Below are 24,207 nucleotides of genomic sequence, written 5' to 3' on the forward strand. Positions count from 1 at the left end.
GATTAACCTTTTCCGCAAAACTGATCAATCACAGGCAAAAAATCCCGCCAATATAGGCGGGATTTTTTTAGGGCAGGTGTTGTTTTATTTTGATTTACTGCCCTGTCAAACCATTCGCAAATCCTTGCAACGCAGGTTTGGGTTGGAAATTATTGTCAAACAACAACGGCCAATCCGGATCTTGGGCAAACCAGCTTTGTGCATCCCACATACCCCAGACTGTAATACCACCACGTTGTGCAGCGGGAACCGTACGCAAATACGCTGCTACAATTTGGCGGTAGCGTTCGCTTTGCGCGGCAGCAGCTGCCGCTGTCAAGCTCGTGTACACCGGTGCTGACGAGTTGTATTTATTGTTGATACGCACATCGAGTTCGGTAATTTTTACTTTCAATCCACGCTGCACAACTGCGCGGAATGACGCTTCGATATTAGCGATACTTGGCCAATCCGGTAGCACGTGCATTTGGAAGCCCACACCATCGATGGGGACACCGCGTGCTTTTAACCCATCGACCAGAGCAAGCATGCGCGTTGTTTTTTCATCGTTGGTTTCTGTGTTGAAATCGTTGTAATAAAGATCGGCAACGGGGTCGGCTTCATTGGCCCAAATAAATGCCTGGTCAATAAAATTAACACCCATTTTTTGATAGAACACGGAATTGCGGAAACCGTTAACAGCATTACCATCACCATTTTCAGCGATAGCTTCATTTACTACATCCCAGCTAGCTACCTTACCGGAGAAATGTGCGGCAATTGTTTGCACATGTGTTTTCAACATAGCAGGAAAATCACCGGAATAACTTTTCATGAAATTCGGTACTTGATAATCCTCATGCCAAATCAATGCATGCGCGTGAACGCTGATACCATTTTGGCGGGCAAAATCAACGAGCGCATCGGCATCGGCAAAACTGAATGTTGTTTCGCTCGGATGCACGTAGCTCATCTTCATAATATTTTCAGCAGTCAATTGATCAAAATGCTGGAACAAAACAGATCGCTGTTGGCTGCTGCTCAAAATGCTATTGGCTTCCGAACCGGCGCGCACAGCAACACCTATCGGGAAATCAGCGAGCGCTTTTAAACTCAAACCATTTGCACTGCTTGCGACACTCGACGATGAGCGAATACTTGAACTGCCAAGCGCAATGCTGGACGCAATACTTGAGCGTGAAGCAACAACACTGGATAACGCGCTCGAACTTGATCGTGTAACACTCGAAGGGGCACTTGAGCTAGCGGGTGCAATACTGGAAGCAATACTTGAACTCCCTCCCACTACCCCATAAGGTGCAGGCTGGCCCGTACACGTCGCACGCGAAATACAACTTTTGTTATTTTCATAACCCCAACCGCTTTGCGTTGTGGCACACAACGGATAAAGCGTGCCGTACCAATTGCATTGCTGACTACCTGACACACTCGATGCAATTGCACTCGACACCACAGAACTTCTGCTGCTCACACTACTGCTTACCGTAATGACAGACGAAGAACTTCTCGCACTGCTAGCAGGCACAGAAGAAGACGCAGGTGTTGATGACGTACTCGCACCACAAATACTGCCGGTTACGGTAGGACGCTCGGCACTTCCACCGCGTTTATCAACCTGAAAACCGAACGAAACACTTTGCCCCGGCTGGATAGTGCCATTCCAACCGAGATTGGATGCAACGTAAGGATTACTTCCGCTGACATTTGCATTCCATGAACTCGAAAGACGGTTCGTCGTATATTGCCAACCAATGTTCCAACCATTGATCACTGCAATACTGGTATTGGTAATGGTGATTTCACCGGTCGCACCGGTATTCCATTCGTTGCTAATGTTGTAACTACAATTTGCTGATTGTGCGAAAGAATGTTGCGCGAAAAAACTTGCCGCCAACATAGTCGCCACACCCAGCGTTTTTTTCATAAACGCAGATTGCATGGTCGTATCCCCTGCTGTAGTAGTGAAAAGATAAATTATTGTTATGGGCGATTCACTCCATGAATCGAGCAAGTCCTGAGTGTTGACCTGGTTAAACGTAAATTCATTGCTGAAATTATTTTTGGCGAATCACCTAAAAAAAATAAACCGGCAAAAATAATCTAAAGTAACGTATGGGGATCATGAAAAAACCGACCTCGCACGCGATGCAGGTCGGAAATTCACAGTTGTTTTCAGGGATAACACCTGGAATCCGGCAAGCAGTCGGGAGCTGTAATTAAACCGTCCCGCCCGCCTGAATCCATTGGGGAAAAAGTCGTCCTTGACCGGGGCATCTCTCCAAATGCCTGTCCATGCTCACTCTCACTCGATGTGCTTAACCCGCTTATTGCAACGGTGGGTAAGCATTGTTCAGCAATATCTGGAAACCTTCTTTGAACCAACGGCCAGCTACCGGAGCATTTGGCAGCGCACCGGTATCGACGTTAGAACCACTGCCCGGGTTGTAGTTGTAGGTTGGGTCGCACATGCGGTCGAAACCTTTTGCCGGATCTTGTGGGTCATAAGACAACGCAAGCGATGCAGCACCATCTGACTCACCCGGTGGTTTCACCCAAACGTAGGCGTCGATACCGGCAACAGGTGCTACGCGTGGACGCTCACCAATACCGCCACTTTGGTTACACCAGTTTCCACGGTGGCTACGACGGTCAAGACGTGATTGATCAACAAAGGTATCCAACACAGTGCTGGTTGATTGCGCAGTTGGACGGTTTGGACCACCCCAACCATTACGGCCGGTATCTACCAACATACCGATAGTGCTGGGGAAACCGGCAGAGATCATTGCAGTACGCCATGCTTGAACGAAAGCAACTTCACTGAAATGCGGATTCCATTCATAGAATTTCGCTTGACGGGTTTGGGTACCACCGCCACTACCAGGGAAAGCGCTGTTAGCGAGGGAATCAAGGAATGGCTCGTACAACGGCGTGTAACCAGAGGTATTGGATACGAAACCGGCAATAGTGTTAACGCCACCGGTTGCGCCTTTGATTGCATCGCCGATCAATGTTACCGCTTTACCGAAGTTATCAGTCCAACCCAACCAGCCTGAGTGGCCGATATCAACGTAAGAGTAAACGTTAGGAATGGTGTACAGCTTGCTCAAGGTGTAACGGGTATTGGCTACGTAACCGTGAGTGGCATCTGTCGCCAGTTGACATTCCGGATCGCTCAAATTGGTCACCAGGTTTGGCAATGAATCAGGCTCAATGATTGCAATGATTCGCAAGCTTCTGTATTTGCTATCACCAAAAATTGCCGCAATTGCATCGACATATTCAGTGCGGTAACGGGCAGTACCTTCCGGACCTTGTGCCAATTCACCGTTAGAAGCCAGAGCATGGCAGTCGCGATTCGGCAGGTCATATACAACGATCTGGATTACATTTGCATTTTGTGCCAATGCCGCGTCCAGGTGATCACGCAAACCAAAACTGCCATCTGCCGGTGCGATAGCGCCGATACGGTCCATCCATACAGCGGTGTTGTAACCGGCGATTTTTGAACCATTGGTTTCAGCTTGTGCTTTAGCGGACCAGATGGGATCTATGTACCAGCGCGCATCAACGAAGGGGTTATCCATACGGCTGGAATTGTTGGACGATACAGAACTGCTTGAACGTGAACTCGGTGCAACAGAAGAGCTGCTTGGTACAGCGCTTGACGTCGTCGTAACGCTGGAACTGGAACGTGAAATCACGCTGGAGCTTGAGCTGGTTGTTGTAACAACCGAACTGCTTGAACGCGAGGTAGTAGATGGAACACTGCTCGAGGTTGTTGGAGCACTGCTTGATGACGGCGCTATGCTGGACGAACCGCCGACCACATTCAAGCAGGTTGAACGAGCAATACAACTCTTGTTGTTTTCCCAGCCCCATCCACTTTGCGTAGTCACACACAGTGGGTAGAGAGTACCGTACCAATTGCATTGTTGGCCGCCATTGTTGATCACGCTGGAGCTGGAACTGCCAATCACAGGTGCAGAGCTGCTTGAACGAGAGGAACTGGTGGTTGGCACGCTGGAAGGTGCTGCTGAACTAACCGACGTACCCGAGCAGATACTGCCAGTCAGTGCTGGAACCTCTGCGGTGCCGCCACGCTTATCAACCTGGAAGCCAAAACTAACGCTTTGGCCTGGTTGCAAAGCACCATTCCAACCGAGGTTTGATGCGGTATAAGGGTTGCTACCGCTGAAATTTGCGTTCCATGAGCTGGTGACGCGGTTGGTAGCGTATTGCCAACCTACAGTCCAGCCATTCACTGCTGCTGTGCTGCTGTTGGTAATCACGATTTCACCGGTGAGACCGGTATTCCATTCATTGCTGATTTTATAGACACAACTAGCGGCAGCACCCTGGCTGGCTGCGGCCAGACCAAAGCTTAGCAATGCCGCCAAGCCATACGTTTTTCTTAGGGGAGTTGTCATTCAAGTTCTCCTGGATTCCAGTGAGGAAGGCTGTAGAAGCCTCGTTATTATTTCGCGCCAGTGACCACCGACGCTGATTTATCCCTACATTCCGGTAAGGCTGCCACGAATTTGTCTGTGACATTATCGATCCATCAATAGATTTGTTAGCGCAATCTTAATTATTGGAAGTAAGCAAGCCGGGCAAGCTCATCAAACACAGTAAAAATGATATTTTTAGAATGAAAAACCTAAAGATTGCGACTTAACTTATCGTGAATAAAAACACTATAATCCTTTAATAAACCAATAGATTGCACCATTAATTATGATTTTTATTAGTGAAATTCGCGGATAAAATAATAAGGAGTGTATTGGCAAACAGAATTACTCCTTCATGACCCTAACGCTATTATTTATTATTTTGCGCTCTACTATCTGCGAATAAACTCTCATTGCGCACTTGTATACCACAAATAGTGTCAATGCAAGATTGCGCTAACATTTAAGTGACAAATTTTGCTTATTGAGGATATATGAGCAAAAGCCTGCCTCATGATTCGCCTCTTCGCCACCAACGTGACCGAGGGCATCGTTATTACTACGAATGCTGGCGGCAGCTGGTGGCAAGGTTCCCCCAGGAAAGGCCCGCATCGGGAACCAGAAGCGGATCGTGTTAACCCATCCACGTTCCAGACTCTCTGGAAGTACCTTCTATATAAGTACAGATAAGGGTGCCATCTTCAAAGCCTCTGCCACACTTGCACTACCCAACCGGCAGCGTTTGGAATGGTTTCTGCGTGCGCTACCGCCTCAAGCGTAAATTCATTTATTGCAAGTTCGATGGCGAGTTCGGCAGCAAGCCCAGTTGCCAACTCCGTCATTAATTCGATCAGCTCAGCGGCATCAAGCAGTGGCAACAATTGTGCAAATCAATAATTGTTAGAAAATCGGACATTAAGCAGGGCCGCAGCTCGTTGCTGATACATTTATTTGATGTGAATTTTACCTATGAATAAAAAATCTGCTTTAGGCGATTTATTTTTTAATTTAGTCAAAAATGAGATGAGTTTTCTTGTTTTTGTGAATTGATCGCGCTGTCAATTTGCTGTAATGTGGAATAATAAACATAAAAATAGATCCACCGTTAAGTAGCCATTTTTAGTTATTAGCACATAGCGTCAAACGGATAATTAAGACGCCAATATTATAAAAACCGTGATAAGAACGAGGGAAACAGGTGCTCAATTCGCGAGAGTTATGCACTTTTCTGCTTCACCTTCCAGTAGAAATTAATTTGCGCGCGAGCGTTTTTAAAGAAATTTTCCGGTCGTAAAAATTCGTTATTAATTTTTCCTCCGAAGCCTTTATTGACAATTTGTTAGCGCAATCATAAATCACAAAATATAACAATGTAATAACAATAACCTGACTGAAAACAACAACAAAGGCGCGGACGACTATGAAGACGTTGATTGTTTATGCACATCTCTTGGCTGCTTGTGTGGCCGTTGGTATTTTGCTTATCCAGGACTTGGCACTCGCCAAAACCAAAGGTAGTGCCCTGTCGGCAACAGCCATCAGGGATCTCACCAAATCTGCTGAAATTATGTTTATTGCATTAGTTGTATTGTGGATTTCCGGCCTGGCCCTGGTGCTGCTCGGCTATCTGGAAAACCCGCAGCAATACCTGATGAATGAAAAATTGTGGGCCAAGTTTACGGTTGTATCCCTACTCACGCTCAATGGGATTGCCCTCCACTACTTCAGTTTTCCGCGTGTTACTTCGCGTAAAGGGCTGCTCGGGCTGCCGACATTCGAACAAATTCTCGTCGTGCTGACAGGTGCCCTTTCTTCCGTTTCATGGTTATTCGCCTGTTATCTCGGTATTGCCCGTCCCTGGAATTACACCGTGGATTACAGCTTCGTCATGTTTATTTACTCAGGTCTGTTGATCGCCGCCTTCATAGTGGCGGGTGAAGTGCTGCGCGCTATGCGCCGCGCAGAGCCGGAACCACCGACACTCACCGAGCAAATCCGGTTAAACGCCTCCCGCAAGTTTGATTAAACCCGGCTCGATATTTTACGTATCGAGCCTTTGGTCGCAATGACAGCGTTGTAATCGCTTTGCCACACGACCTGACTGTACAACCCGACTCTTTGCGTTTCTTGTTTTTGTTCCACCGTTTTACCCGTTTTGACAATAACGATTGTTGATGACCGTTGCCGGTGCAAGCCGGTATTTACCTCCGAGGAAGACACTATGAGTAGCTTTAAAGCCTCTGCGATCAACCCTCGCCTGGCGGGAGTGCTAACACGCTCCCTCTATGCGGCAGGGTTCTCCCTGGCTGTATCCACTCTTTCCACCCAGGCTTATGCCGGCTGCCAGTATGTAGTCGCTAACCAGTGGAATAATGGATTTACCGCCACAATAAAAATAACCAACGATGGGTCTACCGCGATTAATGGCTGGAACATTAACTGGCAATACAGCGGCGACAACCGCATTACCAGTAGCTATAACGCCATGCTTACCGGTACCAATCCTTACAGCGCGACTAACCTGAGCTGGAACGGCAGTATTGCGCCCAACCAGTCGGTTGAATTCGGCTTTCAAGGCAGTAAAGGCGCGGCCAATGCTGAAATACCGGTAATCAATGGCTCTGTATGCGGTACTGCCACTTCTTCGGCTGCACCTTCATCGACACCGATAGCATCAAGCTCACGTTCTTCTGCGTCTTCTGCCACCAATCAAGGCGTAGCGCCACTGGTAGTACAAGGCAACAAAGTGACCGCCAATGGCCAACCGGCCAATTTGGCCGGTATGAGCCTGTTCTGGAGCAACACTGGCTGGGGCGGTGAGAAGTATTACAATGCACAGACCGTGGCCTGGTTGAAATCTGACTGGAAAGCCAATCTGGTGCGTGTGGCGGTAGGTGTTGAAGCAGATGGTGGACTCCTGACGGATTCAACGAACAAAACCCGCGCAATGACGGTTATTGATGCGGCTATCGCCAACAATATGTACGTAATTATTGATTGGCATACCCATACTGCAGAAGCCAACAAAGCCGCCGCCATCACCTTTTTCAAAGAGATGGCCACCAAATACGGTAACTACAACAACGTGATTTACGAGGTGTACAACGAGCCGCTACAGGTCTCCTGGAGCAACGTGATCAAGCCTTATGCGACTGACGTGATCAGGGAAATCCGCGCCATTGATCCAGACAACCTGATTATTGTGGGCACGCCCACCTGGTCACAAGATGTTGATGTAGCATCACAAGACAAGATCACCGGTTACAGCAACATCGCCTACACCTTGCACTTCTATGCGGGCACCCACAAGCAATCCCTGCGCAATAAAGCCCAAACCGCGCTGAATAACGGTATTGCCCTGTTTGTGACCGAATGGGGTTCAGTCAATGCCGATGGTGACGGTGCGGTTGATACCGCTGAAACTACTGCCTGGCTCAACTTCCTCAAAACCAACGGCATCAGCCATGCCAACTGGTCGCTGACCGATAAGGCCGAAGGTTCGGCGGCGTTGGTTCCGGGTGCCAGTGCCAATGGTGGTTGGACTGCAGCCCAATTGACCGCCTCCGGAACTTTGGTGCGCAATAACATCATCAGCCAAAATGGCGGTACTGTGACCAGCTCCTCGCGCTCCAGTACTCCAAGCTCGGTAGCCCCCAGCTCGGTCAGCTCCTCCGTTAACAACGGTGGCGGTGTGCTGTTTAGCGAAACCTTTGAAAACGGTACTGTTAACACCCAACCAGCTGGCTGGCAAAACTTTATCGGCTGGGTGCCTAATAACAGCAATACCGCTACCGGTGCACAATACGCCCTGATCGACAGTACCAAGTCCTATAACGGCAGCAAGTCCATCCGCTTCAAAGGCGGTGCTGCTCCGGCACAAATCGTCCGCGCATTGCCAACGGGTACCCAACGTCTTTATACCCGTGCTTACGTCAATATGAGTGTGGCAATGGGTAATGTGGCTGGCGATAACCATGAGCATATCTTCGGCCTCAAGAAAACTCTCGATGCCAACGATGAAATCCGTGTAGGCCAAATCAAAGGTGTACTGGGAACCAACCATATCCCCAGCGATAACATTGCGCCCAAGATGAGCCAGTGGTATTCAGGCACGCAAATGGCCGCGAACACCTGGTACTGCGTTGAGGTGGACTATTTGGCTGATCAGGCTTATGACACCTTGAAAATGCGTGTAAACGGCACTGAAGTTCACTCCATCACTTCGGCCAACGATTGGAACAACGGCGCCTTGGGTGCTGACTGGATGAGCGACAAGTTCAACTATGTGATGTTTGGCTTCCATAGCTTCAGCGGTCGTTCTGCCGATGTGTGGATGGACGACATTGTGGTATCCACCCAACCAATCGGCTGCGGGACTGTAACCCCTCCTGCCAGTTCCAGCGCTCCCAGCTCAGTGGCTCCGTCGTCTTCAAGCCGTTCATCTTCTTCCAGCCTGATTGTCCTTTCATCGTCCAGTGTGGCAGTAACCAGCAGTTCAGTACCATCGTCAGTAGCACCCAGCTCCAGCAGCCGTTCAAGCTCATCGGTAGCGACCACTGCTGCATGGACCCTGGATGCCACTGCGTCCTACCTGAACTTCGTCACTACCAAAAACACCCACAACGTGGAAGTGCATAACTTCACTACGATTAACGGTTCAATCAGCAGCGCCAATGTGGCAACCCTGACCATTGACCTGAGCACCGTGAATACCGGCGTCGCACTGCGCGACCAACGTATGCGCGATCTCCTGTTCCAGACAGGAAGCTTCCCGACCGCCACCGTAACCGTTGCAGTACCGACCAGCTTGATCAGCAGCCTCGCAGTTGGCCAATCAGCCACTACCGATATTTCAGCCAGCCTGAACCTGCATGGTGTGAATGGTGCGCTTACCACCAAAGTCTCTGTCCAAAAACTGTCCAGTAGCCGTGTCCTGGTACAAAGTCTGTCGCCCATCTTGGTTAAGGCTGGTGACTATGCACTCACCGATGGTGTGGAAGCCCTGCGTGAAGCAGTTGGCATTGCCTCGATCAGCGTCGCTGTGCCAGTGGATTTCGCGCTCGTCTTTGACGCCCGTTAATTGGATGAAGCTTAGAGAGAACCTATCATGAAAAAATTATTGAAACTGTCGATGCTCTCCACCGGGTTAATGACCCTGGGGATCATGGCATCCGGTGGCGCTAATGCCCAGGGTGCCTGTAGTGTGGCTTACGATACTGTTAATACCTGGGGCAATGGCGGCCAATACAAGGTGGTTGTCACCAATACCAGCGCGGCAAAAACCAGTTGGGAACTTTGCTGGACGTTTGCCGGGAACGACACCATCCCCAACCTGTGGGATGGTGTGGTCACCCAAACCGGTAAGAACGTGTGCGTGAAGAATGCACCATACAATGCCAATTTGCCGGCTAATGGCTCTGCAACCTTTGGTTTCCTCGTCAATAACCCGGGTACAATCCCGACGGCGTTTACGCTGAATGGTGCTGCTTGTGGTGGTAATACCAGTGCTGCCAGTAGTACTCCCAGCAGTGCTCCTGCGACCAGTGCCTCTATAACCAGCAGTAGCCGCAGCAGTACCCCCACAACCAGCAGTAGCAGCAGTGTTCCCTCCGTCGCTGCCCGTTGGTTACTCGATGGCACCAACTCTACCTTCAACTTTGTTACCGTGAAGAAAAATACCGCCGGCGTGGAAACACCCGAAAGTATGACCTTTACCCAGTTGCAAGGTACTGTGGCAGCCAATGGCCAAGCAACGTTGACCATCCCGCTGAGCAGTATTTCCTCCGGTGTCGACCTGCGTAATACACGCCTGCAGGATTTCCTGTTTGAATCCCAATACTTGCCGAGTCTGCACTTCACTACTCAACTCGACCTGGCAGCGATTGATGCTATGGCCGCCGGTAGCACTAAAGTACAAAGCGTGACGGGTAACCTGATATTGCATGGCGTGATCAAATCACTGGTATTTGATGCATTAGTCGTGAAGCATGCTAACAACAGCGTCAGTTTCTCTCCGCGCAAACCTATCCTGATCAATTCAGCTGATTTCGATATGAATGCCGGTATTGAAGCGCTACGAGTGCTGATGAGCCTCACCACTATTGGCGAGAAAGTCCCGGTCTATTTCAAAGTGTTCCTTAACCGCGACAATCCCACCAATATTCCGGCGATCAGCCTGGCAACTGCACCCAATGCACCGCTTGGCCTGACCGGCTCGGTTAGCAATGTTACCGGCTCAGCCAGCCTCAACTGGGCAGATGCCAGCAACAACGAAACCGGCTTTTTGGTACGTCGTAAACTGGGCACAACAGAGCTTTGGACAACTGTTACCGGTACAGCAGCGAATACTGTCAGCTACAGCGATGCATTGACTGTCCCCGGCAGCTATGACTACAAGATCATCAGTTATACCGACAGCATTCCATCAGCAGCAACCAGCCCATTAACCCTGGTGTATGCAGCCGGTTCTTCAACATCAACATCATCAAGATCTTCTGTGAGCACTGTTTACAGTTCATCAGTGGTATCGTCTGTCAGGTCATCCAGCAGCATTTCATCTGGTAGCTCGAGCAGCAGCGGTGTCCTGGTAGGTGATGCAACGCGGGGCGCGTCGCTTTGGACCCAACGCGGCTGCGTGGGATGTCATGGTGTCGATGGCGAGAAGAATGCCAACGGTACCGTAGTGATTGCATCACTCAATGCGAACCGCTCTGTTTATCGTCACAGCCAGGATACCCAGGATCGCTCACTGCGTGATTTCATTGCACGCTGGATGCCATTGGGTAACGAAGGTAGCTGTACCGGACAATGTGCGGCGGATCTTGAAGCCTACATCCATACCTGGCGCAAACCATCAGACGGTATCCCGGATAATCCTGTATCCAACTTCAGCTGCCCATCTAACGCGCAAAGTTATGGTCAAAGAACCTTACGTTTGCTGACTAAAGCTGAGTACCAACGTTCGGTGAGAGATTTGGTGAACTACCAAACTGATGTGGTTTCAAGCTTGCCTGACGACTTTATCTCCGGTGCGTTTGTGAATAACAACACCTTGACCATTGATAAAGGCCGTTACACCGCTTATCTGGCCCACGCTGAACGTATTGCTACTGATGTAGCGACACGTTGGAATGCAGTGTTGGGTTGTACGCCGTCGGCCAGCTGTGCGAGCACCCTGGTAAATACTTTGGGTCCACGTATCTTCCGTCGTCCGCTGACGACCGATGAGCAAACTGCTTACCTGAATGTTGCTAACGGCACCACCGGTAGCCGTTCTGTTACCGACGGTATGCAAGTTGCCCTGACGGCCATGTTGTCATCACCACAATTCTTGTATCGCTCGGAAATTGGTGAGCTTTCAAGCAACGGTGTTTACAAGCTTACCGGCTACGAAATGGCGACCTACCTCAGTTACACCTTCACCGGTACAACGCCAACCGCTGCGCTCCTGACTGCTGCCGGCAACGGCACCCTGAATACGGCAGCAGGCATTCGCGCCCAAGCAACTACCCTGCTGAATTCGGCGACCACCAAATTGCTGTTGAGTGATCTGGTGAACCGTTGGCTAATGACTGAGAAAATCGAGACGCTCACCAAACCTGCGGTTAACAACTTCGCAACCCTTGGTGCTGACATGAAAAACGAGTTGGGTAAAAACTTCGCTTACGCAATGTTGGATACCGCAGGCACCTTTGCAGGTATCTACAACCCATCGTATACCCACGTCAACTCACGCCTGGCGACTCACTACGGTATTCCATTCAGCGGTACTCAGGATGCAGACGGTTTTGTCAGAGCAACAACCACCGAGCGTGGCGGTATCCTGATGTCAGGTGCCTTCATGTCGCGTTATGCAAGCACTACCGATTCCAACATGATCACCCGTGCTGTAGCAATCCGCAGAAAGCTGATGTGCCAGGATATTCCTGAGCCACCATCTGGCGTGAGCCTTGACCGCGAAGCTCTGGCTGCGCGCGACAAAGAGTTCTATGAAAATCCACATACTACCCAACGTATGATCTTCGACCGCATTACGGCAGGCACCAGTTGTTCTAATTGCCACGGCGAAATCATCAACCCATTGGGTGGTGGATTGGAAAACTTTGACGTTGCCGGTCGTCTTCGTACAACCGATCTGAAAGGCAATGCCATTGTGTCTAGCGGTACTTTCTTCTCGCCCTATCCACAGTTGCAGTTCCTGAACGATCCGGACCGCGTCATCTACTCACCTGCGATCCAATTCAACGGTGCTAAAGACCTGGCTCGTACCATCGTTGAACATCCACAGGTATCGAATTTGGCCCAGACCTGTCTGGCTACCCAATTCGTAAGTTATAGCTCTGGTATCAACTCCATATTCCTTATCGATTCGGATAGAGATGTTGGTTACAGACGCATTAGCAAAGCCGAAGAGAACGCATATCGCTGCGACATTGCTGGTCTGACCAACGTATTAAGCACTAGAGGCCCACGCGCAATGCTGGAAGAAATCCCGGTATTGGAATCTGTGATGTATCGGAAGGAGTGGGCGCGCTAAGCGCCCCCCACCCTTCCCTCGCCTTGTTAACGAATTGGAGTAAATAAAATGAGATATAAAGACTGCTTCGATAAAGAGCGTAGAGATTTTCTGCGCATCGTACAGCGTGCCGGTATTTCTGCCGGTTTGATCAGAGCATCCAGCTTGATCGGTGGGGTTATGTTGGCACGTGCTGCTGAGGCCCAAAGCGGCACACCCAGCAAAAGTTGCCTGGTGTTTTCAGGTGGCGGTTGCCAAACCAACCTATGGTACCCGAATGGCGGCGTATTCCCGGCACAATCAGCGCCACTGCAAACGCATTACAGCAGAATCGCTATGATGAAAGGCGCTTCCCTGAGTGGTGCTGGCCATGGAGTAATGTTCCATCGTTTTGATAATGCCAGTTGGGGAAAAGACAGCTTTGATGTGAATATGGGGCGCACAATTGGCTCGAACTTTCCAGTCAAATACCTGAACGTAGGAACTACACCACTGTCCAGTTTAAGCCGTGAAGGTTCGCGTGAAATTCCTACTATCACCAGCCCGCAGGCAGCATTGGACATATTGTTCAGTGGCGGTACCACTACCACCTCCGGGACTGCCCCCAGAAAATCAATTGTTGATTTGCACTACCCTGCAGTTAACAGTTTGAAAACGAAATTGGGCCAGCATGAAAAAGATAAACTGGATAGCCATTTCACGGCGATTCAAGAGATCGAATCTGCAATTGGCTCTGGCGGTGGTGGTGGCGGCTCATGTCCGAAGCCGGCGAATACTGCGGCGGTCGGTTTTGATGCGCTGTCAAAATTACAAACGGACATTATTGTCCTCGCGTTGAATTGTAATTTGACCGCATCAGTCTCGATTGCGTTTGGTGATGACAGCCACAACCATATTCTTGATAAATTGGGTGGTCGTTCTTCGCACCAATCCCACCACTTTAACCAAGCCCAGTACACGGAAGACATCGCTTACATGCAAGGCCTCACCAAAAACTTGCTGGATAAACTGAATTCGGCAGGTCTGTTAAGTACCACCATAGTGACTCAATTGTCCGATATGGGTAACGCCGACCAGCATGGTAATGCCGATGTACCAATGCTGGTTGCCGGGGCAGGTATCACCGGTGGTCGACTGGTGGAAATGGGTGGTAAAACACAAGCGTCAATCTACCAAACACTCGGCCAGAAACTACGTGCAGACCAAAGTCCACATGGCGCTGCATATCGTGACTGGAGTGTTCCCACTATTGCAGGTCTGTAAAACCCGTCTCGCTATGGATTATTAATTTGATCCATAGCGAGCCGAATTGATTAAAAAAATCGCCATGTAACTACCGGAATGTGAAGTATTTGTGTACATTCCGGCAAGTACATGGCGATTTTTTTGATATAAATAACGCATCAGCAGTCAACCTGACTGATGACAATAAAAATAATGAGCGAGCGCAACCATGATCAGAGATTCAAAACACAGTTACGGCATTATGAGCATTTTTTTCCATTGGGTAAGTGCCGGACTGACCTTATTCTTATTTGGTGTGGGCGCCTATCTCACCAGCTACGGTTATTACTCTCCTGACTATTTGAGTATTGCGCATCTGCATTACGCGCTGGGAATTATTCTAGCGGGCCTAATTACTGTCAGACTCTTATGGCGCTTGACCAGCAGGACACCCGGGACACTTGTCAATTCCCTTCCTGCGAGAATCGGCATTCCACTGAGTAAATTTTTACTCTATGTTTTTCTATTTATCATATTGATCAGTGGATATTTAATTTGTACTGCCGAAGGACAATCGATTAATGTCTTTGGCTTATTCCAGGTTCCGTCGGTTGTCTTATTGGAAGTGGAACAATTGAACATCGCAGGATTGACCCACAAGTATGTAGCCTGGATTTTGATCGGGCTGGTACTTATTCACGCTGGTGCAGCGCTTATCCATCACTTTTTTTTGCGCGACCGCACGCTGGTACGCATGCTTAAGCCAGGCAAAGATTAATTGCATCCTATCACTTATACGTTAAAGATTTTCTTGACCTCATCGGCGATAATTTGCGCCCCCTGCTCTACTACACTGGCATCCTGGCAATAGGTCACACGAATACACTCGTGGGAATGTTGCCAATCATCCTTCAAACCCGGGAAAAAATGATGTCCGGAAACAACCAGAACACCGCGCGCTTTTAAGCGTTGATAAAGCTCCTCACTGCTCATCGGCAAATCCTTAAACCATAACCACAGAAAGATCGCACCTTCCGGTTTATGGATAAAACAAGGTAGATCAACGAGATGTTTTTTAAATGTTGCCACTGCATGCTCCATGCGTGCGCGATAAAACGGCGCGACGATTTCGCGGCTCAACTGCAGAATTTTTCCATCCGCCAATAAATGTCGCGCTAACACAGGACCAAAATTTCCTGTTGCGAGGCTGAGAATTGTATTGGCTTTAGCGAAGGCGTTAATCACGTCAGGATTAGCGATAACAATGCCGGTTCGCGCGCCGGGCAAACCCAATTTGGAAAGGCTCAACACCAGAATTGTATTGTCATTCCAATGCGGCCCGGCATCGGTAAATAAAATATTCGGAAAGGGTGTACCGTAGGCGCCGTCAACAATAAAAGGGACTTTGTGTAAGCGCGCGAGTTCATCCAGTTTGACCAACTCTTCATTGCTGATCACATTGCCCGTAGGATTAGTCGGGCGCGACACACAAAGGGCACCAGTTTCTGAGGTAATAATTAATTGCGAAAAATCCACATGGTATTTAAAGAAACCGTCGGGGAGCATTTCGATGCCGGGGCGACTTGAGGTAAAAAAATCGGTATCGATACCCAAATCGCTATAACCCAAATATTCGGGTGTCAGCGGCAATTGAATACGTTTTTTGCTGCCGTCCGCATAGTCACCAGCGAATAAATTAAACAGCACAAAAAATGCGGATTGACTGCCGTTGGCGAGCGCAATGTTCGCGCGCGTAATCGGCCATTGATATTCGCTGTGCAAGAGCGCGGCGATAGCATCGAGTAATTCGGCATCGCCTTGCGGTGGTTGGTATAGACCCAACAATTGATGGGTTTTGTCGGGACTATCGAGCGTCATCCGCAATGCATCTTCAAACGCCTGCTCCATTTCAGGAATACGCGCCGGATTGCCGCCACCCATAAAAATCATATCGGGATTTACACGCAGCGCCTCGCCCAAATCATCCATCAAGGTGACTATACCGGCATCAGTGCAGAGTTTTTGGCCGAAACGGGAGAGTTGCATAGAGAAACACCAGATTGATTAACACGACTTGCAAAAGCCGTGCAATCTAGCGGGTACGATGGGAAAACACTAGAGGATTAAATCAGACCAAATCGTTTTAAAGTCTCGGCCAATTTTTCAGCGTTAACCGGTTTTTGAATAAACTCGATTGCACCAAGTTCAGTGACCCGGGCATGTGCAGTAGGCTGGATATCACCGGAAATCACAATGATCATGGCATCAAGCCCTTCCTTTTTCACCGCTTCCAACACCTGATAACCATCCATTTCCGGCATGGTCAGGTCAAGGAACACCATTTCGCCTTTACCCTCGCGAATTGCCTGTAACCCCTCTGCACCGTTGGTAGCAAAGGTGATATCGACCTCCCATCCCTCGGGTAATGAGCGCGCAACTTGCTTGCGTGCCATCATGGAATCATCACAAATCAGCAGAGGTGTCGCCATGGGGTAAACGTATCTTTTAATTAGTGAAAGTAATTAGTCATCTGGTGGTAATTTGATCATCCGAAATAGTGGGCGATCATTTGCCATAAGTTACTGGAGAGTATAGTCAGGGTTTTTTGCCCACAGAGAATTTTTTACCCAGCTTTTCGTTTAGTCAGCCTTAATGTTGTTTGCGGAGCCAGGCTCTTGCTCAAAAAGCTCGGCGACATTCACCGACAATAATGCCTCCCGGCTGGCATCTACATCACCCAAATACTGGATTGCCGCCGGCCCCCACGGCAGGCCGTGTAAATATCGATGATCTTGCGGAAGCTGGCGCGGCAAATTCAGGATAGTCGCCAGTTCTTGCAAAGTAAGTAGTTTCAAATTCTGGCTAAGCAGGAAATCCCCCTGGTAATTGGCGGTGATAATCCGGTTTTTCACCAGGGCCTCACGGATACGATCCCACTGCTCCGCCGATAACCCCTGATGCATCAGCGTTCGCTCGGACACAGCCGCACCATCTGCCGAGGCGCGATAACAGCGCCATAGAATCAGCAAACTTGCCAACAGATCGGGATAATTGCGGTCGCGCAGGTCGATCTGGTGGGCGCCGATAGTATGCACAAACACCGCGCCACCAAGGATCACCGTCCAAATCAAATTAACCCACAACAGAAATAACGGCAGTGCGGCAAAAGCGCCATAGACAAGGGAGAAGGACGAATGGCCAACAATCCACCCAAATGCAGCCTTGAGCCCTTGAAAGCCCAAAGTGGTGAAGAATCCGCCGATTAATGCGTGACGCACCGATACCTTGCAATTAGGTACAGCGACAAACAACAAGGTGAACGCCGCCCAGTTTAAAACCCAGGGGGCAAATTGCAGCACCCACTCAAAAAAACCGAGGCTATCGTAAGTGCCAACCAACAACCGGAACGAGGTGAGATAGGTACTCATCGCCAGTGCGACGCCCAGTAACAACGGGCCCAAACTCAAAATCGCCCAATACAGTAAAAAGTTGGCGACGCCGCGCCGGCCGCGGGCCACACCCCAGATCGCGTTGAAATTCTGCTCAATATTTTTGAGCATTAAATAAGCAGATATCACCAAAAATAACAGGCCAAATGCGGTAAGTTGGCGCGCCTTGGCGGAAAAATCCGTTAAATATCGGCCTAAATCCTGTTCGCTATTGGGCAGGAAGTGCTGGAATAAAACCGATTGCAACTCACCACCAAGATCCTGGAATGCCGGAATGACGGAAAACATCGAGAAAGTCACCGTCATCATCGGTACAGTCGCAAAAAGGGTGACGTAGGTAAGCGAAGCCGCACTTTTCTGGCATTCTTTGGCTTGGTACTGACGCACCATCAAATAGAAAAATCCCCACAACCAGCGATAGGTCTTATGAGCCAGCTCACGCAGGGAGTGCATTTGAAGCATAACGTTAAATCCTTAAACCAAGTCGGGGCGCAGCCGTTATAATCTGCCGCACCATCGCGAATAGACGTTATTGAGAGAGAATTATGGTCACACTTTATCACAACCCGCGCTGTTCAAAATCGCGCGATGCGTTGAACCTGTTGCGTGAACAGGGCCATGAGCCTGAGATAGTTTTTTACCTGGAAACCCCTCCAAATGCCAAAGCACTTACAGCCCTGCTCGCTAAATTGGGCATCAGTGCACGCGATTTGTTACGCAAAGGTGAGGACGCCTATAAGGAACTGAACCTTGCCGATGAAAAATTGAGCGAGGCCGCGCTGATTAAAGCCATGGTGGAAAACCCAAAACTGATTGAACGCCCGATTGCGATTAATGGCGATAAAGCGATGATTGGCCGTCCGCCGGAAAATGTTTTGCAAGTAATTTAATAGCGAGAGTTCCGCACCACCCTGATTAGTATGCAAGACCGTCTGAGACATGGACGCCGAAGTCGAGCCTACAGGGATGTATTTACGGCACGTCTCGCATACTAATCAGGCTGGTGTTGGACTCTTTTCAACATCCGAATCAAAAGAATTATTTATGACGCCTTACATTTTAGTTTTGTATTACAGCCGCAACGGCTCTACGCTCGAAATGGCAAAACAAATTGCGCGCGGCGTTGAACAGGCTAGCGGCATTGAAGCGCGCTTGCGTACTGTTCCCGCGGTATCGGCAGTGAGCGAAGCGACTGAGCCAGCAATTCCGGATAGCGGTGCGCTTTATTGCAGCGAAGCGGATTTAAAACACTGCAGCGGCTTAATTCTCGGCAGCCCTACCCGCTTCGGCAATATGGCAGCACCGATGAAATATTTTCTCGACGGCACTAGCGGTATTTGGTTGAACGGGGATTTGATTAACAAACCTGCTGCGGTGTTTACCTCCACCTCCACATTGCACGGTGGACAAGAGTCGACCCTTTTATCGATGATGCTGCCATTACTGCACCAGGGAATGGTGATTGCAGGAATCCCCTACAGCGAAGCAGGTATCAGCACGACCCGAACTGGTGGCACACCTTATGGGGCATCGCATCTTGCCAGTGGCGATACCCCCAGCAGACTCAGCAGCGATGAAATTGCACTTTGCCAGGCACTGGGCAAACGCGTCGCCATACTCGCGCTTCAATTGAAAGGCTAATCCATGACGCAAACTCCTGATGAACAACAGTACGATGATGAAAAACCCAAAAAAATCATTGTCATTACCGATGAAGATTCCGTGCTGTTGCATAAAAAATTGCGCCTTGGCCAAGGTGTTTGCAATACGTGTTACGTCGCGCTGTTAGCAGTATTCACCCTTAATTATTTTATTAACGACAACGTAAAGCTGGCGACCTGGATAGTGTCCATATTTCCGCTCCTTATTTTTATCCCGGGTTTACTCAAACCAAAACATCGCACTTACAGTTGGATGTGCTTTGTATTACTGATGTATTTTTTATTCCTTATCCCGCTGTTGATGAGTAGTTGGCATTGGAGCTATTGGATAATGACTATTCTCGTCACCGTGTTATTTATCGCCGCCATGATGACCAGCCGCTGGCTGCAATATTGGAATTATTATTTGTCCACCCAAAAAAACCATTCATAACTTTTTCGGAAGGTAATTATTGTGTCTGTAAATTACGACGAATCAACACCGCCAAACGCACCACAATCGACCATACCACGCGCTGCACCCGCCAAAAAAACAGGTGCGTGGAGCCGCTTGTTTGGTGGAATGGGCAGGTCAATCACCTGGTTCCGCAATGCGGTAATGAATACGCTATTTATTATTTTGTTGCTTATTGTTGTCATTGCAATTGGCTCCAGCGCGCCGCAACCCTTGCCCGCGACATTTGCGCTGCGCATTGCACCTACCGGTGTGCTGGTTGACCAACGCAGCTATATAGATCCAATGAGCTTGTTGATGTCGGATAACAATCCCGATGAAAGTGAAACCCTGGTGCGCGATCTCGTTGAAGCAATCGATAAAGGTGCAAAAGATAAACGTGTAATTCTGTTGGTACTTGAACCCGGTCGCATGCTCGGTGGCGGCATCAGCAAAATGAATGAAATCGGCCAGGCATTGGAAAATTTTAAAGCGGCCGGTAAAAAAATCATCGCGGTGAGTGACAACTATTCGCAAGACCAATACTACCTCGCCAGCTTTGCCGATGAGATTTATCTGCACAATATGGGTGTAGTGGAAATTACCGGCTACGGTCGCTACATGAACTACTACAAAACCGCGCTGGATAAACTGGGCGTAACTATTCACGCATTCCGTTCCGGCAAATACAAAGATTATTTGGAGCCTTACTTGCGCGACGATATGTCACCTGAGTCGCGCGAGCACAACGAACAATGGATTGGCGAATTATGGAATGGCTACACCAATAAAATCGAACACTCGCGCAAGCTATCATCCGGCAGCATCAATGATTACATCAATAATCTTGATGCCCATATGGCATTAACGGATGGCGACAGCGCCAAACTCGCATTGGAAAAAAAGCTGGTTGATAAAGTGACCTCACGCCAGGAGATGGAACAAACATTAATTGCTGCCGCCGGTAAAAGCAAAGACGGCGAATGGTATAACAGCGTTGGGGTTAAGGGTTATTTGGCCGACGTACGCAAGCGTCGATCACTTGCACAACATAAAGTTGCCGTTGTTGTTGCAGCGGGTTCGATTGTCGATGGTCATCAGCCTGACGGCACTATCGGCAGTGAAAGCATGCTGGAATTATTGCGTCAGGTAAAAGAAGACACTGCAGTCAAAGCCGTTGTTATTCGCATCGATTCCGGTGGCGGCAGCGCCTTTGCGTCAGAAATTATTCGGGCCGAAATTATTGCCCTGCGCGATAAACAAATTCCTGTTTATATTTCCATGGGAACAGTCGCTGCTTCAGGCGGTTATTGGATCGCTACCGCCGGCGATAAAATCTGGGCACAACCCACCACCATTACCGGTTCCATCGGCGTGTTTGGCGCATTCCCGACCCTGGAAAAATCCCTGCAAAAAATTGGTATTAATACCGATGGTGTAGGCACTACAGAATTGGCAGGCACTATGCGCCTGGATCGTCCATTATCTGAAAAAGCAGGCAAGGTGGTGCAACACAGCGTGGATAATATTTACCAACGTTTTATCACCCTCGTTGCTGAGGCACGTGCGCAGGAAGTCGATGCCATTAATGAAGTTGCCCAAGGCCATGTATGGACCGGTAATAAAGCAAAAGAAATTGGTTTGGTCGATGAACTGGGTACACTGAATGATGTTATTGCGGCAGTTGTAGCAGAGGCAAAACTGAGTGACTACCAAGTCGAATTCGCCCAGCGCCCACTTTCACCTAAAGAAGAGTTTTTGCGTTCGCTTACACAAAGCCATGCAGGCACTTTTCTCCCTGCATCCCTGCTGGAACAATTCACCTCACTCAATATAGTGAACGAATTAAGTCCAGTATTGAAACCATTAAGTGATTTAAAAAAGATGAACGATCCACAGGGCATTTACGTGCAATGCCTTGATTGTGTAGCTCCCTGATTACTCGCACTCCATCCCGGCTCGACAAAATGATTGGCAGCGTTGCTGCCAATCATTCCTTCTTACACACAAGCAACCCTATTCACAGCTTTGCAGTGATCCTATCCAATCGGCAATCACATTAACTGCCGCTTGATCAACAATATGTGAAGCCAAAGGCGGCATTTGATTAACATCACGCAATTTCATTCGCTCCAGTAATACAGATCGCGCAGGTTCGCCGGGTGCGATAAGCCGTGCATTGGTAATTCCAAGATCACCTCCAGCCGGTTGCACATTACAGGTCCGTGTAGCGGCAAGCGCTGTGGTATAACGCAGATCGATATTTACCGGTGTAGTACCGTCGGGACGGTGACAGTTGCTGCAGTTGCTGTGTAAATAACTACGGGCACGTTGTGCAAGTGTCGCGGCGGTATCATCAAGTGCAAATAATTTTTGTGCCTTTTGATTTGCTGTGATTGCGTTGGAAAATAAACCTATGTGTGCCAACGTATCCAACTGACTCGCATGAATACCGGAGGATGGATACCGCATAACTGAATTTAACTGCACGGTTTCCAAACCCAGTGAAAAATTGGCCGCTTGCGTATGGCAAATCAAACACTGCGCCGGGCTCGGGAATTCCCATTGAATGCCGTTGACCGTTTTGATTTTTGCATCGGTCAGCAACTGCGCGTCAGTTTGATCATCGCGCCATTCATAACTGAATCCTTGCCATCCCAATTCCCCGCGCGCAAACAAGCGCGTTTCAACAAAGCGATCATTTAATTTGAAATGCTTCATCAATACGCTGCCGACAGGAAACAGAAAATCTCCGTCTTCCGCCACTCCTATTTTAGTTGCATCTGGCAGCGATAAATAACGCTCTTTTTCTGCAGAATCTGACCAGAGTTCAGATTGCACTTCATAGGGAATCATTGCCGTTGCTGGCAATTTTGGATTCAACCTACCCACACAACCCGTTGCTGATAAGTCGGCAGCCATAGTACCCGGTTGCCAGCCACCGCCTGCCGCCTCCAATTTGACAATTTGTGAACCGGCACCGGATTGCCCAATGGCGTAAAGTTCGCCGTAATTGTCCTGCGCAAATGACACTATATCGACAGGCACATCGCCATGATCGCCAACATTAATCGTGCCATCGTTATTGCGGGTGATGGACTGCATTGTTTTAACGCAATAGTCAGTGAAAAAATATTTCCCGTAGGCCGCAGGGTACTGGCTACCGCGATAGACATAACCGCCAATGACCGAACACACATTGGTGTTATGGTTAATCGATAACAGCGGTTTGATTTTATTGGCGGTAGAACAATTTGGCCGACCGCTATAACAGCTGTCACCCTCCATATCGCCCCAGCCATAATTACCACCGCGCGTAATCAGGTTTACCTCCTCCCAGGCGTTTTGCCCTACATCACCGGCCCATAAATCGCCATTCTCTTTATCGAAACTGAAGCGCCAGGGATTACGCAAACCGTAGGCCCAAATTTCCGGTGAGCCGCCACTGGTTGCAAATGGATTATCAGAAGGAATTGCATAATTGCGCCCGCTGCTGGTGTTATCAATATCGATACGCAAAATTTTTCCGAGCAAATTATTTTTATTCTGCCCATTCTGCTGCGGATCGCCGCCACTACCACCATCACCGGAACTTATATATAAAAACCCATCATTTCCAAACGCGAGTTGCCCACCATTATGATTGGAATAAGGTTGATCGAAGCGAAGTAAAATAACTTCTGAATTCCTATCGATAATACCGTTTTGTGCAACAGTAAAACGTGTCACTCGAGTTTCCATCTGACCGCCACTACCGCTGGCGATATAATTAAGGTACACATAGCGTTTGCTCGCGAATTGCGGATGAAATGCAATACCGAGCAAACCGGTTTCACCACCGGAAAAATCGACGCGATCTTCAATATTAAGAACTTCTGTGAGCGCATTTGCAGATGAATTATTTTGAAATCTAACCACCTTGCCCGATTGCCGTGTCGCGTACCAAAAAGTATCGTCAGTGGGAATTTGAATTAAATTGGTTGCGTTGGAAATATTCGGCAACGAAGGAAATACCGCCTGCCAACTTATATCGCCAGGAATTCCCGCATTCACCGGAGCGGGTGCAATACAAGTTGCGTTTTCGGGACGCGCTGACAAACCCGACACGATACTGCTGACAGCAGAGGAAACCGTTTCTGAGCTGGCAACACTGGTTACCGGTGAGGATGAATGCGCTGCGGCTATTGATGATAGTGAGTTATTGGAACCTCCACTGTTACTACCGCCCCCGCCACAGGAAACAAAAAACATAAAACTGGAAATAACCAATAACTTTTTTACGCAATTTTTCATGGTGATTACCTCTCCGAGCAATACCAGTTGAGAAAGTCAGGTCACACGGTCATGTGTTTTATTTATGCGATTATTTATGGAGGCTGCACCAGCAAATCTGACACAGGTTAAAAAGCATAACGCTGATACCTGTAGCGTTCTGTGGGCGATACCCCATAGCAGCCAGATATCATCAACATTT

Annotated in this window: 16 protein-coding genes; 9 read left to right on the top strand and 7 right to left on the bottom strand. The window is 48.9% G+C overall.

Annotated elements, in window-relative coordinates; translation table 11 throughout:
- Nucleotides 1-94: 94 nt before the first annotated feature.
- The 3 genes from AC1RJL_RS07080 to AC1RJL_RS07090 all read right to left on the bottom strand — a co-directional run bounded on the left by AC1RJL_RS07080 (nt 95) and on the right by AC1RJL_RS07090 (nt 5,332).
- On the bottom strand, nt 95-1,939 hold the full coding sequence (locus AC1RJL_RS07080) for an endo-1,4-beta-xylanase (protein ID WP_492912343.1): 1,845 nt from the start codon (nt 1,937-1,939) through the stop codon (nt 95-97).
- A 385-nt stretch (nt 1,940-2,324) separates the two neighbouring features.
- Complete coding sequence (locus AC1RJL_RS07085) at nt 2,325-4,430, bottom strand: glycoside hydrolase family 6 protein (RefSeq protein WP_492912345.1); 2,106 nt, start codon at nt 4,428-4,430, stop codon at nt 2,325-2,327.
- 722 nt (nt 4,431-5,152) lie between these two features.
- A complete protein-coding gene (locus AC1RJL_RS07090) occupies nt 5,153-5,332 on the bottom strand; it encodes a hypothetical protein (protein ID WP_492912347.1) in 180 nt (59 codons plus the stop codon).
- 539 nt (nt 5,333-5,871) lie between these two features.
- On the opposite strand from AC1RJL_RS07090, the gene AC1RJL_RS07095 reads away from it, so the two are divergent.
- The 5 genes from AC1RJL_RS07095 to AC1RJL_RS07115 all read left to right on the top strand — a co-directional run bounded on the left by AC1RJL_RS07095 (nt 5,872) and on the right by AC1RJL_RS07115 (nt 14,968).
- A complete protein-coding gene (locus AC1RJL_RS07095; RefSeq protein ID WP_492912349.1) occupies nt 5,872-6,477 on the top strand; it encodes a DUF2214 domain-containing protein in 606 nt (201 codons plus the stop codon).
- 195 nt (nt 6,478-6,672) lie between these two features.
- Nucleotides 6,673-9,531 carry a cellulase family glycosylhydrolase gene (locus AC1RJL_RS07100; protein ID WP_492912351.1) on the top strand — a complete coding sequence of 953 codons (2,859 nt, stop codon included), beginning with the start codon at nt 6,673-6,675 and terminating at the stop codon, nt 9,529-9,531.
- A 27-nt stretch (nt 9,532-9,558) separates the two neighbouring features.
- On the top strand, nt 9,559-12,987 hold the full coding sequence (locus tag AC1RJL_RS07105) for a DUF1592 domain-containing protein (protein WP_492912353.1): 3,429 nt from the start codon (nt 9,559-9,561) through the stop codon (nt 12,985-12,987).
- Between the two features lie 48 nt (nt 12,988-13,035).
- Nucleotides 13,036-14,229, top strand: a complete 1,194-nt coding sequence (locus AC1RJL_RS07110; RefSeq protein ID WP_492912355.1) for a DUF1552 domain-containing protein — start codon at nt 13,036-13,038, stop codon at nt 14,227-14,229.
- Between the two features lie 190 nt (nt 14,230-14,419).
- Entirely contained in the window at nt 14,420-14,968 is a 549-nt protein-coding gene (locus tag AC1RJL_RS07115; RefSeq protein WP_492912357.1) for a cytochrome b, read from the top strand.
- Between the two features lie 14 nt (nt 14,969-14,982).
- Here AC1RJL_RS07115 and AC1RJL_RS07120 read toward each other — a convergent pair whose 3' ends face one another.
- The 3 genes from AC1RJL_RS07120 to AC1RJL_RS07130 form a co-directional block, all read right to left on the bottom strand.
- Entirely contained in the window at nt 14,983-16,236 is a 1,254-nt protein-coding gene (locus AC1RJL_RS07120) for a valine--pyruvate transaminase (protein ID WP_492912359.1), read from the bottom strand.
- A 77-nt stretch (nt 16,237-16,313) separates the two neighbouring features.
- Nucleotides 16,314-16,679 carry a response regulator gene (locus tag AC1RJL_RS07125; protein ID WP_492912361.1) on the bottom strand — a complete coding sequence of 122 codons (366 nt, stop codon included), beginning with the start codon at nt 16,677-16,679 and terminating at the stop codon, nt 16,314-16,316.
- 150 nt (nt 16,680-16,829) lie between these two features.
- Nucleotides 16,830-18,101 (bottom strand): YihY family inner membrane protein, encoded by a 1,272-nt coding sequence (locus AC1RJL_RS07130; RefSeq protein WP_492912364.1) that lies wholly within the window; start codon nt 18,099-18,101, stop codon nt 16,830-16,832.
- Between the two features lie 83 nt (nt 18,102-18,184).
- Between AC1RJL_RS07130 and arsC the strand changes: the two genes are divergently transcribed.
- The 4 genes from arsC (at nt 18,185) to sppA (ending at nt 21,671) form a co-directional block, all read left to right on the top strand.
- Nucleotides 18,185-18,529, top strand: a complete 345-nt coding sequence (gene arsC, locus AC1RJL_RS07135) for an arsenate reductase (glutaredoxin) (protein WP_492912366.1) — start codon at nt 18,185-18,187, stop codon at nt 18,527-18,529.
- Between the two features lie 154 nt (nt 18,530-18,683).
- Nucleotides 18,684-19,280: an NAD(P)H:quinone oxidoreductase gene (wrbA, locus tag AC1RJL_RS07140; RefSeq protein ID WP_492912368.1), complete on the top strand. Its 597-nt coding sequence runs from the start codon at nt 18,684-18,686 to the stop codon at nt 19,278-19,280.
- 3 nt (nt 19,281-19,283) lie between these two features.
- Nucleotides 19,284-19,733: a DUF2069 domain-containing protein gene (locus AC1RJL_RS07145; protein WP_492912370.1), complete on the top strand. Its 450-nt coding sequence runs from the start codon at nt 19,284-19,286 to the stop codon at nt 19,731-19,733.
- Between the two features lie 21 nt (nt 19,734-19,754).
- Nucleotides 19,755-21,671, top strand: coding sequence for a signal peptide peptidase SppA (gene sppA / locus AC1RJL_RS07150; RefSeq protein WP_492912372.1), 1,917 nt, complete (start codon nt 19,755-19,757; stop codon nt 21,669-21,671).
- A 78-nt stretch (nt 21,672-21,749) separates the two neighbouring features.
- Here the strand turns inward: sppA and AC1RJL_RS07155 are convergent, their stop codons facing one another.
- Nucleotides 21,750-24,026 carry a PQQ-dependent sugar dehydrogenase gene (locus tag AC1RJL_RS07155; protein WP_492912374.1) on the bottom strand — a complete coding sequence of 759 codons (2,277 nt, stop codon included), beginning with the start codon at nt 24,024-24,026 and terminating at the stop codon, nt 21,750-21,752.
- Between the last annotated feature and the right edge of the window lie 181 nt (nt 24,027-24,207).

The organism is Cellvibrio sp. GW822-FHT04B05 (assembly GCF_058800985.1).

Bases quoted from the DNA above. Each gene is read 5' to 3' on its own strand.
- AC1RJL_RS07080 (WP_492912343.1), bottom strand. From the start codon at position 1,939: ATGCAATCTGCGTTTATGAAAAAAACGCTGGGTGTGGCGACTATGTTG.
- AC1RJL_RS07085 (WP_492912345.1), bottom strand. From the start codon at position 4,430: ATGACAACTCCCCTAAGAAAAACGTATGGCTTGGCGGCATTGCTAAGC.
- AC1RJL_RS07095 (WP_492912349.1), top strand. From the start codon at position 5,872: ATGAAGACGTTGATTGTTTATGCACATCTCTTGGCTGCTTGTGTGGCC.
- AC1RJL_RS07100 (WP_492912351.1), top strand. From the start codon at position 6,673: ATGAGTAGCTTTAAAGCCTCTGCGATCAACCCTCGCCTGGCGGGAGTG.
- AC1RJL_RS07105 (WP_492912353.1), top strand. From the start codon at position 9,559: ATGAAAAAATTATTGAAACTGTCGATGCTCTCCACCGGGTTAATGACC.
- AC1RJL_RS07110 (WP_492912355.1), top strand. From the start codon at position 13,036: ATGAGATATAAAGACTGCTTCGATAAAGAGCGTAGAGATTTTCTGCGC.
- AC1RJL_RS07115 (WP_492912357.1), top strand. From the start codon at position 14,420: ATGATCAGAGATTCAAAACACAGTTACGGCATTATGAGCATTTTTTTC.
- AC1RJL_RS07120 (WP_492912359.1), bottom strand. From the start codon at position 16,236: ATGCAACTCTCCCGTTTCGGCCAAAAACTCTGCACTGATGCCGGTATA.
- AC1RJL_RS07125 (WP_492912361.1), bottom strand. From the start codon at position 16,679: ATGGCGACACCTCTGCTGATTTGTGATGATTCCATGATGGCACGCAAG.
- AC1RJL_RS07130 (WP_492912364.1), bottom strand. From the start codon at position 18,101: ATGCTTCAAATGCACTCCCTGCGTGAGCTGGCTCATAAGACCTATCGC.
- arsC (WP_492912366.1), top strand. From the start codon at position 18,185: ATGGTCACACTTTATCACAACCCGCGCTGTTCAAAATCGCGCGATGCG.
- wrbA (WP_492912368.1), top strand. From the start codon at position 18,684: ATGACGCCTTACATTTTAGTTTTGTATTACAGCCGCAACGGCTCTACG.
- AC1RJL_RS07145 (WP_492912370.1), top strand. From the start codon at position 19,284: ATGACGCAAACTCCTGATGAACAACAGTACGATGATGAAAAACCCAAA.
- AC1RJL_RS07155 (WP_492912374.1), bottom strand. From the start codon at position 24,026: ATGAAAAATTGCGTAAAAAAGTTATTGGTTATTTCCAGTTTTATGTTT.